Annotated in this window: 11 protein-coding genes; 5 read left to right on the top strand and 6 right to left on the bottom strand. The window is 70.7% G+C overall.

Going from position 1 to position 12,977, the window contains the following annotated elements:
- Positions 1–11: 11 nt before the first annotated feature.
- Complete coding sequence (locus ACIRR9_RS05290) at positions 12–1,406, bottom strand: NAD(P)/FAD-dependent oxidoreductase (protein WP_403747762.1); 1,395 nt, start codon at positions 1,404–1,406, stop codon at positions 12–14.
- The gene (locus ACIRR9_RS05285) at positions 1,403–1,642 is read right to left on the bottom strand and encodes a ferredoxin (RefSeq protein WP_123975463.1); all 240 of its coding nucleotides are present in this window, start codon (positions 1,640–1,642) and stop codon (positions 1,403–1,405) included. Before ACIRR9_RS05285 ends, ACIRR9_RS05290 begins: the two co-directional genes overlap by 4 nt.
- Before the next feature lie 451 nt (positions 1,643–2,093).
- Here ACIRR9_RS05285 and ACIRR9_RS05280 point away from each other — a divergent pair, with 451 nt between their 5' ends.
- The 5 genes from ACIRR9_RS05280 to ACIRR9_RS05260 all read left to right on the top strand — a co-directional run bounded on the left by ACIRR9_RS05280 (position 2,094) and on the right by ACIRR9_RS05260 (position 8,284).
- Complete coding sequence (locus tag ACIRR9_RS05280; RefSeq protein ID WP_403747760.1) at positions 2,094–3,056, top strand: cyclase family protein; 963 nt, start codon at positions 2,094–2,096, stop codon at positions 3,054–3,056.
- Between the two features lie 125 nt (positions 3,057–3,181).
- Positions 3,182–4,762: a GMC oxidoreductase gene (locus ACIRR9_RS05275; protein ID WP_403747759.1), complete on the top strand. Its 1,581-nt coding sequence runs from the start codon at positions 3,182–3,184 to the stop codon at positions 4,760–4,762.
- 164 nt (positions 4,763–4,926) lie between these two features.
- The gene (locus tag ACIRR9_RS05270; protein WP_403747757.1) at positions 4,927–5,766 is read left to right on the top strand and encodes an SDR family oxidoreductase; all 840 of its coding nucleotides are present in this window, start codon (positions 4,927–4,929) and stop codon (positions 5,764–5,766) included.
- Between the two features lie 38 nt (positions 5,767–5,804).
- Positions 5,805–7,247, top strand: a complete 1,443-nt coding sequence (locus ACIRR9_RS05265; RefSeq protein WP_403747756.1) for a cytochrome ubiquinol oxidase subunit I — start codon at positions 5,805–5,807, stop codon at positions 7,245–7,247.
- Complete coding sequence (locus ACIRR9_RS05260; protein ID WP_403747755.1) at positions 7,244–8,284, top strand: cytochrome d ubiquinol oxidase subunit II; 1,041 nt, start codon at positions 7,244–7,246, stop codon at positions 8,282–8,284. The genes ACIRR9_RS05265 and ACIRR9_RS05260 overlap by 4 nt, the downstream gene beginning before the upstream one ends.
- A 64-nt stretch (positions 8,285–8,348) precedes the next feature.
- On the opposite strand, the gene ACIRR9_RS05255 is transcribed toward ACIRR9_RS05260, so the two are convergent.
- The 4 genes from ACIRR9_RS05255 to ACIRR9_RS05240 all read right to left on the bottom strand — a co-directional run bounded on the left by ACIRR9_RS05255 (position 8,349) and on the right by ACIRR9_RS05240 (position 12,946).
- Positions 8,349–10,208 carry a glycoside hydrolase family 15 protein gene (locus ACIRR9_RS05255; RefSeq protein WP_403747752.1) on the bottom strand — a complete coding sequence of 620 codons (1,860 nt, stop codon included), beginning with the start codon at positions 10,206–10,208 and terminating at the stop codon, positions 8,349–8,351.
- Positions 10,209–10,353: 145 nt separating this feature from the next.
- Positions 10,354–10,887: a gluconokinase gene (locus tag ACIRR9_RS05250; protein WP_403747749.1), complete on the bottom strand. Its 534-nt coding sequence runs from the start codon at positions 10,885–10,887 to the stop codon at positions 10,354–10,356.
- Positions 10,888–10,970: 83 nt separating this feature from the next.
- Positions 10,971–11,831: a sugar phosphate isomerase/epimerase family protein gene (locus ACIRR9_RS05245; RefSeq protein ID WP_403747746.1), complete on the bottom strand. Its 861-nt coding sequence runs from the start codon at positions 11,829–11,831 to the stop codon at positions 10,971–10,973.
- Between the two features lie 101 nt (positions 11,832–11,932).
- Positions 11,933–12,946, bottom strand: coding sequence for a sugar phosphate isomerase/epimerase family protein (locus ACIRR9_RS05240; RefSeq protein ID WP_403747744.1), 1,014 nt, complete (start codon positions 12,944–12,946; stop codon positions 11,933–11,935).
- Positions 12,947–12,977 lie beyond the last annotated feature (31 nt).

Raw genomic sequence — 12,977 nt, 5'->3', positions numbered from 1 at the left:
GGCGCTCCCTCCTACCGGTGGTGCTGGTACGCGGCCGTGACGCGTCGCTCGCTCGGGTTGTGTCCGGTGACGACCACGGTGGCGCCCTGCGCGAGCAGGAGCGGGCCGGGGAAGTCGACGGGCACCGGTTTCGAGTCGACGGGCTGGTCGGGCGTGGGGCAGGACGGCGGGAAGTGCGCGGCCGTCTCGATGAGACGCCGGTAGTGGTCCAGCCACTTGGCGTTGTTGAAGCTCACTGCGGCGGTGACCCGGCCCTGGTAGCCGTAGGCGGCGACAAAGCGGCGGTCGGACACCGACCCCTGGGTGACGACCACCTCGTCGGCAAAGGTCGGTACGCCGACGGACTTGATGTTGACGCCGAACTGGATCGACCAGAACGTCGGGACGGACAGATGGGGCCAGCGGTCCGCCTGGCTGTTGACCATGTTGTGGGCGGCGACCTCCGCCTGTTCCACGGCGTTGACCCAGTGCTCCAGCGAGATGAGCCGGTACTCGTAGACCGGGTTCGGACAGCGCGCCACGTCCCCGGCGACGAAGACGTCGTCGGTGACCATGCCGTTGAGATCCATGGCCCGGCAGCCCGTGTCGCAGGCGATGCCCCAGACACCCGCCGCCAGTCCGGAGCCCTGCAGCCACTCGGTGTTGCGGATGCCGCCGAGCGCGACCACCGCCACGTCGACGTCGAGCGTGCTGCCGTCGTCGAAGTGGGCGCGGCGGAGCTTGCCCTGGCCGTCGCCCTCCAGCTGGGTGACCTTGACACCGCACCGCAGGTCGACGCCGTGCGCGCGCTGCAGGTCCGAGGCCACCTCGCCGATCATGGCGCCGAGCGCCCCGACCAGCGGGGCCGGCGCGAGTTCGGCAACGGTCACCGGGATGTCCCGCTCACGGCAGATGGAGGCGATCTCGGAGCCGGTGAACCCCGCACCGATGACCAGCACCCGGGAGGGCCCGGCGGCCAGCGCCCGCTGCAGGCCTTCGGCGTGCTCGCGCGTGCGGACGACGAACACCCCGTCCAGTTCCGCCTCGCTCTCCACGAACCAGGGCCGGGCCCGTACTCCGGTGGCGATCAGCACCCGGTCGAAGGGGACCTCGCGTCCGTCGGCGAGACGTACGTTGTCGGTGGCCAGGTCCAGCCCGGCGGCGGGCACGCCCAGCAGCCACTCCGCGTCGATCTCACGGCGCCGCGGCAGCAAGGTGCCGTCGGCGGGCACCCACCCCGTCAGGACCTGCTTGGACAAGGGGGGGCGGTCGTAGGGCTCGCCCGTCTCGTCGCCGATCATCGTCAGCGATCCGGTGAAACCCTCGTCACGCAGGTACTCCGCGGCCCGCAGTCCCGCCAGTGACGCCCCGACGATCACGATACGGCCGTCGCGCTTGAACGCGCGCAGATTGTCGGCGCTGGTCATGACCTCGACGCCTCCACCGGTACGCCCCGCTCCTCCGACCGCCCCTCCAGCCGGTCGACCAGGATCGCCTGGACCGGGCAGGCCGCCGCGGCACGCAGCACCCGGTCGCGCTGGGCGTCGTCCGGGTTCGGGTCGTACATCAGTGCTTCCTCGCCGTGCATCCGGAACGCGTCCGGAGCGAGGAACGCGCACTGCGCGTACCCTTCGCATCGGGAAAGATCCACGACAACTCTCATCCCGACCTCCACAGGGACTGCGAGACGGACTGCAGGACGGACTGGACGGACTGACTGCACGGGCTGCAGACGGGCTGGACGGACTGCAGACGGACCGCGGGCCCTGGAGCCGGCGCCGCTCCGGCGCACGAAGCGCGGGACAGGCCCGACGCGAAGGGGTCGCGCTCGTCGGGTCCGCGCGGAAGGAATCGGTCATCGCCCGCAGGGCCGGCGGCGTCTGTAAGACCGCCTAGAAATCCTGGAATTCCACCTGATCAGCCTAGGCCGCACACCCGGCACCCGCACCCCGGGAGGGTGGGTGCCGGGGCCCGGCAGGGTTCGGCCGTTCTGCCGATCGGCGCAATCCGCCCGCGCCCGGCGGGTGGCACGGCCCTCCCGATGATTCGGTGTCGGCAGGAGCGTCGGCAGGCGCAGTCGGCCGCAGCAGTCGGCACGAGTAGGAGATGTCCCGATGACCTCGGACCAGCCCGTGCCCTCCCGTCCCACGGCTGCGTGGCCCCTCACCGAAGCGGCGTTCCGTGATCTGTACCGCCGGCTGCGAGGCCGGCCCCGGGGTGGTGGGGAGGAACTCCGCGGCGCTCTGAACCGGCTGACACCGGAGCGGGTCGTGGCGGCCGCCGCCGAGGTCCGGTCGGGGCGCACCGTGTCGCTGGCGGCGACCGTGGAGACCCGGCCCGGCCCGGACAGTCCGGAGCCCGCCTCCCACCGGATGACGGCTCCCGCCCACCCGGAGACCGCCGCGCCCGGTCTCGCGTTCGCCCGCGACCGGTTCGCCATGAACGTCCACAGCGACGTCGACAGCCACCTCGACGCGCTGTGCCATGTGATCTTCGACGGCGAGCTGTACGGCGGCGTCCCGGCGAGCACCGTGACACCGGACGGCGCGGGCGCCCTCACCCTCGATCTGGTGCGGGACGGAATCGTCGGCCGCGGCGTCCTCCTGGACATCCCCCGGCTGCGCGGGGTGCCCTGGCTCGAACCCGGCGTCCAGGTGACCGCGGAGGACCTCGCCGCGGCCGAGGCCGCCCAGGGGGCCGCGGTCGGACCGGGTGACCTGCTGTTCGTGCGGGTGGGGCACCGGCTGCGGCGCAGCAGCCTCGGCCCCTGGGACGTGACGCGGGCCCGGGCGGGCCTGCATCCGACGGCGATGGACTTCCTGGCCGAGCGGGGCGTGTCCGTCCTGGGCTCGGACGGCAACAGCGACGCCGCGCCGAGCGCGGTCGCCGAAGTCGGGTTCCCCGTGCACGTACTGGCCGTCAACGCCATGGGGCTGCACCTGCTGGACTGGCTGGACTTCGAGGAACTGGCCCCGGTGTGCGAGCAGCAGGGCCGCTGGCACTTCCTGTGCGTCGTCGCCCCGCTGCGGCTCCCGGCGGCGACCGGCTCCCCGGTGAACCCGATCGCCGTGTTCTGACACCGTCCCTGCCCTGCCGGTGTCCGGCGCCGACGCGGGCCCGTTCCAGGTGCCGCGCCCCCGTACGGCGCGTACGTTCGAAGAACGGAGACCTGCACCGGCCGCGGACAAGGACGGTGGTTGCCATGGACGCCCTGCCCCCGTACGACGTCATCGTCATCGGAACCGGTGCCGGCGGCGGCACACTGGCCCACCGCCTGGCCCCGTCCGGCAAACGCGTGCTCATCCTCGAACGCGGCGACTACCTGCCCCGCGAACGCGACAACTGGGACTCCACCGCCGTGTTCGTGAAGGCCAAGTACCGGGCGCCGGAGTTCTGGCTGGACCGGCACGGCCAGGAGTTCCCGCCCGAGGTGAACTACTACGTCGGCGGGAACACCAAGTTCTACGGCGCGGCCCTGTTCCGGCTGCGCCCCGAGGACTTCGGCGAACTCCGCCACCACGACGGCATCTCCCCAGCCTGGCCGATCGGTTACGACGACCTGGAGCCGTACTACACCCAGGCCGAGCACCTCTACCTGGTGCACGGCAGGCACGGCGAGGATCCCTGGGAAGGGCCGTGCAGCGCCCAGTACGCGTATCCGCCGGTCGAACACGAGCCGCGTATCGAGCAGTTGAGCATGGACCTGGAGAAGCAGGGGCTGCACCCCTTCCATCTGCCGATCGGGGTGAACCTCACCCAGGACGAGGACGGCCGGGCCACCCGCTCCAGCGTCTGCATCCGCTGCGACCGTGTGGACGGCTTCCCCTGTCTGGTCCGCGCCAAGTCGGACTCCCAGGTGATCTGTGTCGAGCCGGCGCTGGAGCACCCGAACGTGGAGATGGTCACCAACGCCCGGGTGACCCGGCTGGAGACCGACCCCACCGGACGCAGTGTCACGTCCGTCGTCGCCGAACTCCCCGGCGAGCGGGAGGCCCGGTTCTCGGCCGATGTCGTGGTGGTGGCCTGCGGGGCCGTCAACTCGGCGGTGCTGCTGCTGGCTTCGGCGAACGACCGGCATCCGCGCGGCCTGGCGAACAGCTCGGACGTGGTCGGACGGCATTACATGCGCCACAACAACCTGGCGCTGATGGCCGTTTCGGAGGAGCCCAACGACACCCGGTTCCAGAAGACCCTCGCCCTGCACGACTGGTACCTGGGCGCGGACGACTGGGAGTACCCGCTGGGCGGGATCCAGATGCTCGGCAAGTCGGACGCCGAGCAGATCCACGGCGAGGCCCCGCGCTGGGCCGGGACGGTCACGCCGGACATGCCGTTCGAGGTCCTGGCCCATCACGCCGTGGACTTCTGGCTGTGCGGCGAGGACCTGCCGCAGCCGGACAACCGGGTGACCGTGGAGGACGACGGCCGGATCCGGCTCACCCTCGACGAGGGCAACAACATCGCCGGTCTCCAGCGCCTGCGGCACAGGCTCCAGCACCTGCTCGGCCATCTGGGCATGCGCGAGCAGCACCTGCTGTCCCACAGCATCTACCTGCACAAGGGCATGCCGATCGGCGCCACCGCACACCAGGCCGGCACGGTGCGCTTCGGCACCGACCCGGCGTCCTCGGCCCTGGACGTCAACTGCAAGGCGCACGACCTGGACAACCTGTACGTCGTCGACACCAGCTTCTTCCCGAGCATCGGCGCGGTGAACCCGTCCCTGACGGCCATCGCGAACGCCCTCCGCGTCGGCGACCACCTGCTGGAGCGACTGGGCTGAGCCCGCACGGGAACCCGGACCCCGACCGGGCGAACATCCTGCGCCGGGCAGCGCAACACGGTCCGCCGTGCCGTGCCGACGTCCCCGCCCGGTGCTTGTCTGAGGCCTGACCTCCGGGCGACGGGCCCGGCGGAGGCGGGCACGCAGTGGAGGGGCAGGACATCGTGAGTTCCACCGAGGGCGCACCCCGGGGCGTGATCCCCGCGCACCTGCTGAAGGGCCAGAAGGCGCTGGTCACCGGCGCGAACTCCGGGATCGGCAAGGCGACGGCCGTCGCCCTGGGCCGGGCCGGGGCCGACGTCGTGGTCAACTACGTGGCCGGCAAGGACGAGGCGGAGAAGGTGGTCGAGGAGATCACCGGCCTCGGGGTCAAGGCGGCCGCCTACGAGGCGGACGTCTCCGACGAGCAGCAGGTCGTCGCCATGATGGACCGGATGGTCCGGGAGTTCGGCACGATCGACATCCTGGTCGCCAACGCCGGACTCCAGCGGGACGCCCCGTTCACCGAGATGACCCTGGCCCAGTGGCAGAAGGTCCTCGACGTCAACCTCACCGGGCAGTTCCTCTGCGCCCGTGAGGCGACCAAGGAGTTCCTGCGGCGCGGAGTCGTCCCCGAGGTCTCCCGCGCGGCCGGGAAGATCATCTGCATGAGCTCGGTGCACCAGATCATCCCGTGGGCCGGGCACGTCAACTACGCCTCCTCCAAGGGCGGGGTGCAGATGATGATGGAGACGCTGGCCCAGGAGCTCGCCCCGAAGAAGATCCGCGTGAACGCGATCGCCCCCGGCGCCATCAGGACCCCCATCAACCGCAGCGCCTGGGAGACGCCCGAGGCCCTGGAGGACCTGCTGCGGCTGATCCCCTACGACCGTGTCGGCGACCCCGAGGACATCGGCTACGCGGCCGTCGGCCTCGCCTCCGACCTCATGGACTACGTCGTGGGCGCCACCCTGTACGTCGACGGCGGGATGACCCTCTTCCCGGGCTTCGCCACCGGCGGCTGACCCGCACCCCGCCCGCGTCGGCCCCGGAGAGACGACAGATGCACACGGTCCTGCTGCTGGCGGACGTACCGGCGCAGACGCTGCCCGCCAGATCGATGATGGCCTTCACCCTGGTCACGCACATCATCCTGGTGCCGCTGGGCGTGGCGCTGCCGCTGATCACGCTGATCATGCACGGCTACGGGCTGCGCCACGGCGATACGACCGCCCTGCTGCTGGCCCGGCGCTGGTCGGCGGTGATGGCCGTCCAGTTCGCCATCGGCGTCGTCACCGGCACCGTCCTGTCCTTCGAGTTCGGGCTGCTGTGGCCGGGCATGATGGGCCGGTGGGGCGATGTCTTCGGCCTCGGGTTCGGGGTGGAGGGCTGGGGCTTCTTCCTGGAGGCCGTCCTCATCGCCGTCTACCTGTACGGCTGGCGGCGGCTTCCCGCCCGGACCCACTTCCTGGTCGCCCTGCCGCTGCCCTTCGCGGCCCTCCTGGGCGCCTTCGGGATCATCGCCGCCAACTCGTGGATGAACACACCCCGGGGCTTCACCCTCGACGCCGCGGGCAACCCCGTGGACGTGGACGTCCGCAGGGCGATCTTCACGCCCATCTTCGGCCCGGAGTACTGGCACTTCGTCGTGGCGATGTTCATCACCGCGGGCTATGTCACGGCGGGTGTCTACGCCACGGGCTGGCTGCGCGGCCGTCGCGACCGGTACCACCGGCTCGGCTTCACCATCCCCTTCACGTTCGCCGCCGTGTTCACACCGGTGCAGTTCGTGCTGGGCGACTCCATCGCCCGGCAGGTCTTCCACAAGCAGCCGGTGAAGTTCGCCGCCATGGAGATCGTCTGGAAGACCAATACCCATATGCCGGAGTACCTGCTCGGCCGGCTGCATCCGGACGGGACCGTCTCCGGCGGCATCAAGATCCCGCAGCTCGACTCCATCCTGGCCGGCTTCCGGCCGGACACCAAGGTCACCGGGCTCACCGCGGTCCCCGCGAGCGACCGGCCGACGACCACCCAGGCCACCCTCGTCCACTGGACCTTCGACATCATGGTCGGGATCGGCTCCCTGCTGCTCCTGCTCGCCCTCTGGTACGGCGTCCTGTGGCTCTGGAAGCGCCGGCTTCCCGTCTCCCCGTGGTTCTTCCGCGGCGCGGCATGCGCGGGCGTGGCCTCCGTGGTCGCCGTCGAGTGCGGCTGGATCACCACCGAGGTGGGCCGCCAGCCATGGATCGTGTACCAGAACATGCGGGTCGCCGAGGCCGTGACGGCGACCCGCTCCGCCAGCCTGTGGATCATGTTCGCGCTGGTCGTCGTCGTGTACGTGTTCGTCTTCGGGTCGTTCCTCGTGGTGCTGCTGAAGATGCGCACACGCTGGCGGCTCGCCGACGCCGAGGGCGGGCCGCGGCCGCCGGAAGAGACACCCCGGGCGGAACTGCCGGAGACCGGCACACCGTACGGCCCCCGCTCCACCGGGAGCCGGCCGTGATCGCCGGGGTCGTCGCCGTCGTCCTGCTGCTCGCGGTCGCCGCCTACGCCTGCGGCGGAGGCACCGACTACGGCGCCGGCTTCTGGGACCTGACCGCGGGCGGAGCCGAGCGCGGCAAGCGCCCACGGTGGCTGATCGACCACGCGATGGAGCCCGTCTGGGAGGTCAACAACGTCTGGCTGATCTTCGTGCTGGTCATCATGTGGACGGGGTTCCCCGTCCTCTTCCAGCGGGTCTTCACCACCATGTGGCTGCCCCTGTCGCTGGCGGCCGTGGGCATCGTGCTGCGCGGCGCCGGCTTCGCCCTGCGCGAGCCCGTGCGGCGACTGGCCGGACGGCGCCTGTACGGGGCGGTGTTCGCCGTCTCCTCCCTGCTGACGCCGTTCTTCTTCGGCGCCGCGATCGGCGGGGTGGCCTCGGGCCGGGTCACCGCCACGACGACCGCGTCCACGGACGCCTGGGCCAACCCCACCTCCCTGCTGTTCGGCCTGCTCTCCATCGCGGCCACGGCGACGCTCGGCGCCGTCTTCCTCGCCGCGGACGCCCGCCGCTTCGACGCCCCGGACCTGGACCGCTACTTCCGCCGGCGGGCCTTCGGCGCCCTGGCCGCGGTCGCCGTACTCGCCGTGGTCACCCTGTTCGTCACCCACGGGGACGCACCCCATGTCTGGCACGGCCTCACCCACGGTGTCGGGCTCGTCTTCGTGATCGTGGCGGCGCTGGCCACGCTCGCCACCGTATGGCTGCTGACCCGCCCCTCGGGAGACTGGTCCCGGGTCACGGCGGTCGGCGTGGTCGCCTCGGCGATCATCGCCTGGGGCATGGCGCAGCGCCCCTATCTCATCCCGACCTCACTGACCGTCGCCGAGGGCGCGGGCGCCCACACCACCCTGCGCTGGCTGGTGCTCGTCACCGTCGTCGCCCTCGTGCTCGTCATCCCCGCGGTCGCCCTGCTGTACTGGATGGACACCCACGGCGAACTGGAGGGCCTCACCGACGCCGAGCTGCGGCGGAACGCCCCCTCGGACCCTTCCTAGTACGGAAGGGGCTGGACCTGACGTCTGTTCCTAGTACGGAAGGGGCTGGACCTGACGTCTGTTCCTAGTACGGAAGGGGCTGGACCTGACGTCTGTCGAGAGCCTCGTTCAGAGTGATGGCCGAGTCGATGAGGGCGAGGTGGGTGAACGCCTGCGGGAAGTTGCCGAGCTGACGGCCCGTCGGGTCGATCTCCTCGGAGTACAGGCCCAGATGGTTGGCGTACCCCATCATCTTCTCGAACACCAGCCGTGCCCGGTTCGTCCGTCCCGCGCGTGCCAGGGCGTCGACGTACATGAACGTGCACAGGGAGAAGGTGCCCTCCGAGCCGCGCAGGCCGTCGGGCGAGGCATCGGGGTTGTAGCGGTAGACCAGGCTGTCGCTGACCAGTTCCTCCTCCATGGCGTCCAGGGTCGACGCCCACATCGGATCTCCGGGGGTGAGGAACCCGACCGTCGCCATCCGCAGCAGCGAGGAGTCCAGGACCTCGCTGCCGTAGTGCTGGACGAAGGCCTTCCGGTCCCCGCTCCACCCCTTGGCCATGACCTGCTCGTAGACGGTGTCCCGCTCGGCCTTCCAGCGGTCGGCCGCGGACGGCCACCCCTTCGACTCGGCGAGCCGCACCGCGCGGTCGAACGCCACCCACGACATCACCCGGCCGTAGGTGAAGTCCTGACGGCCGCCGCGGGTCTCCCAGATGCCCTCCTCCGCCTGGTCCCAGTGGTCGGCCAGCCACTCCAGATCCGTCCGCAGCGAGGTCCAGCCCCCGTGCGCGACCTCGAAGCCGTGCTGGTGCGCGAAGTAGATGCTGTCCAACGCCTCGCCGTAGATGTCCAGTTGGAGCTGGGTGGCGGCGCCGTTGCCGATCCGTACCGGGGCGGAACCCTCGTAGCCCTCCCAGTGGTCGAGGATCAGCTCGGTCAGGTCGGAGGAGCCGTCGACCTTGTACATGATGTTCAGCGGGCCCGTGTTCCCCTCGCGGCCGGCCCGCTCCTTGACCCGGTCGCCCAGCCAGACGATGAACGCCCTGGCCTCCTCCGTGAAGCCAAGTCCCAGCAGGGCGTACACGGAGAAGGAGGCGTCCCGGATCCAGGTGAAGCGGTAGTCCCAGTTGCGTTCACCGCCCAGCTGCTCCGGGAGGGCCGCCGTCGGGGCGGCCACCACGGCGCCGCTGGGGGCGAAGGTCATGAGCTTCAGCGTGATCGCGGACCGCTCCACCATCTCCCGCCAGCGTCCGGCGTAACGCGACTGCGCCAGCCAGGACCGCCAGAACCCCGCCGCCTCCTCGAAGAGCCGCTCGTGCTCGTCGTGCCGGATCTCCCTGGGCGGGCCGTCGGCGCCCATCTCCAGGATCAGCCCGCGCTGGTCGCCGGCCTTCAGGGTCAGCGAGACCTGCAGATCGGCGTCCCGGTGCGTCAGGATGTCCCTGAGCGGCTCGTCCTCCGGCTCCCGGATGGGGTGCACGGTGAGTTCCGTGCCGTCCTCCGCGACGAAGACCGCTCCGTGCGGGGTGACGTGCAACTCGTGTTTGCTGCGCCCGTAGTCGAACCTCGGGGCGATCTCCACGTCGAACGTCATGGTGCCGCGCACACAGCGGACCAGGCGGGCCAGCCGGTGGCGGCTCGTGGCCGTCGTACCGGTCACGGGCATGAAGTCGATCACCTCGCCGGCGCCCGCCTCGGTCATGAACCGGGTCACCAGGATCGCCGTGTCCGGCAGGTACAGCTGCTTGGTCGAATGGGTCGGGTGGGCGGGCCGGACCGTGCAGTGGCCGCCCTTCTCCTTGTCCAGAAGCGCCCCGAACACACTCGGCGAGTCGAACCTCGGGGAGCAGAACCAGTCGACCGCGCCCTCGGTGGTCACCAGCGCCGCGGTCTGCAGATCGCCGATCAGCCCGTGGTTCTCGATCAGCGGGTAGCCGTCCATCGGGGCGTCCCTTTCGGTGCGCGATTCACCCGAACGCACCCCCTCGATCAGCGTATGCCGGAGCCTCTGCTCCGGCTCGTCGGGCGAGGCCCCCGGGCTGCTGTCGCGCTGCTGCGTACGGGCGTGCCCCCGGGCTTCCGACGGTTCACCGGTCCGGCGCGGGCACCGCCCGCACCACGGCCGCCAGCACCTCCTCCGGGCGCTCCGAGGCGTTGATGTCGATGGTGACGCCGGGTTCGTCGGGGTGCAGCGGATCCAGCGTGGCGTACTGGGAGTCGAGCAGCCCCGCCGGCATGAAGTGGCCCCTGCGCCGTGCCATGCGCCGCTCGGCCACCTCGCGATCCAGGGCCAGATACACGAACCACACGTCCGCTCCCGTGCGCCGGAACCGGTCGCGGTACGCGCGCTTGAGCGCGGAACAGGCGACCACACCCCCGTGTCCACCGGACGCGGTGGCCCGGATCCACTCCGTGATCGCCGCCAGCCAGGGCCGCCGGTCGGCGTCGTCCAGCGGGTGCCCGGACGCCATCTTGAAGCGGTTCGACGCGGAATGGAGGTCGTCACCCTCCAGGAACGGCACACCGAGCAGATCCGCGAGCCGGGCGCCCACGGTGGACTTGCCGGACCCGGACACACCCATGACGACCACCACGCGCGAACCGCCGACCACCTCGGCCAACGGTCCTCCCGGAACTGACACCGGAATGCGTTGCTCCGCTCCCCACTATCGCCCGTACCCCTGCGGCCCGGCTCGTCGGGAGGTCACTTCCGGGCGGCGGCCAGGTATTCGTCGATCTTCTCCCGCATGAAGACGGAGGACTCCCTGGCCTTCTCCTCCCAGGCGAAGACGCAGGCGGTGAGGGTGCCGTCGAAGCCGTTCGCCCGCAGTTCGCGGAAGAGCTCGTCGAAGTCGACCTCGCCCTCGCCCATGTTCAGGTGCTGGTGGATACGGGCCTGGGTGCCGGGCGGGTTGAGGATGTAGCGGTTGCCGGAGGACGCGGTGTGGTCGAGGGCGTCGGCGAGGTGGACGTGGGTGAGGAGGTCGCCCGCGTACTTGATGATGCCGGGGGCGTCGTCGCCGATGTGGAAGGTGTGCGGGGCGCAGTAGAGGAAGCTGACGTTGGGGTGGTTGATGCCGCGGATGAGGTTGACCGCGTCGTAGCCGTTCTCGATGAAATCGTCGGGGTGCGGCTCCAGGGTGAGCTTGATGCCCTCGCGTTCGAACAGCGGGAGCAGTTCGTCCATCGACTTCCAGAACTGGGCCTCGCTGCGGTCGGCGTCCTCCGGGCGGCCGTTGAACTCGGAGATCATGCTGGTGACCCCGAGGTCGGCAGCGATCTGGATGGCGCGCTTCCAGTACCGTACGGCGGCCTGGCGGGCGTCCTCGTCCGGCCCTGACCAGCGGAACAGGGGGAGGACGGAGGAGATGCCGACCCCCGCGCCGTCCAGCGCCTTGCGGAAGGTGCGGACCGTCGCGTCGTCGACGCGGGGGTGGCGGAAGAAGGGGATGAAGTCCTCGCGCGGCGACAGCTCGATCCACTCGTAGCCCAGCTCGGCCACCACGGCGGGCAGTTCCAGCAGCGGGACGTGGCGGATCATGTACGGGTCGAGGGCGATCTTCATGGTGGTGGGTGCTCCTTGGTGTCACAGGGGTCGGGGTGTTCCGCCGGAGGCGCTGGTACCGGCGGCGGCCTGGTCCTGGTGGGGGTGGCCGGCCCGGGCGGTCAGGACCGCAGGCTCTCCTGGAGCGCGGCGTCGGCGGCCTTGAGGACTCCGGCGGCGACGGCGACGCCCTCGACGCGGCCGAGCTCGGTGTCCTCGTGCTCGATGTTGACCAGCATGTCCGGGTCGACCTCGTGCAGGGCGCGCAGGAACTCGGTCCAGTAGGCGACGTCGTGGCCCTTGCCGAGGGCGACGAAGTCCCAGGCGGAGTTCTTGGGCCATTCGTTGGCCCACTCGTCGCCGCCGAGGTTGGTGCGCGGCTCGTCGGGCGACAGGCGGCGGAAGCTGTTGTCGAGGACACCGTTGAGGGCGGCGTGCTCGGGGTTGATACGGACGTCCTTCGCGGCGGCGTGGAAGACCAGCTCACCGAGGTGGCGGACGACGGCGACCGGGTCCATCTGCTGCCAGAACAGGTGCGAGGCGTCCAGCTCGACGCCCACGTGGGTCGCGCCGGTGAGCTCGATCAGCCTGTGCACGTCGGCGGAGTTGAAGATCAGGTTCTGCGGGTGGAGTTCGAGGGCGACCTTGACGTCGTGGTCGGCGGCGAGACGGTCGGTCTCGCGCCAGAAGTCGGCGGCGATCTTCCACTGGTGGTCGAGGACGTCGAGGGCGGCGGAGTTCCAGGCGTTGACGATCCAGTTGGGGCGGGTGGCTCCGGGCTCGCCGCCGGGCAGGCCGGACATGGTGACCAGGCGGTGCTGGCCGAGGCGTTCGGCCAGGCGGATGGAGCGACGGACGTCCTCGGCGTGCTTCTCACCGATGACGGGGTTGGGGTGCAGGGGGTTGCCGTTGGCGTTGAGGCCGGCGATGGCCACGCCGGTGCCCTCGAAGAGACCGAGGAAGTCGTCGCGGGCGGTGTCGCTGACGAGGATGTCGTCGAGGGTCGGTACGTGCACCGGGGGGAGGAAGCCGCCGGTGTTGATCTCGATGCCGGTCAGGCCGAGATCGGCGATGACCTTGATGGCTTCGGGCAGCGGCCGGTCGTGCAGGATGGCGTTGTAGAGGCCCAGCTTCATCGTGTTTGTTCCTCGGTCCTTCTCGGGTGCT

This window comes from Streptomyces sp. NPDC101234, assembly GCF_044767525.1.
Lineage (GTDB): Bacteria > Actinomycetota > Actinomycetes > Streptomycetales > Streptomycetaceae > Streptomyces > Streptomyces sasae.
The sequence above is the reverse complement of the archived record's forward strand: the minus strand, read 5'-3'. Positions and strand labels throughout refer to the sequence as shown.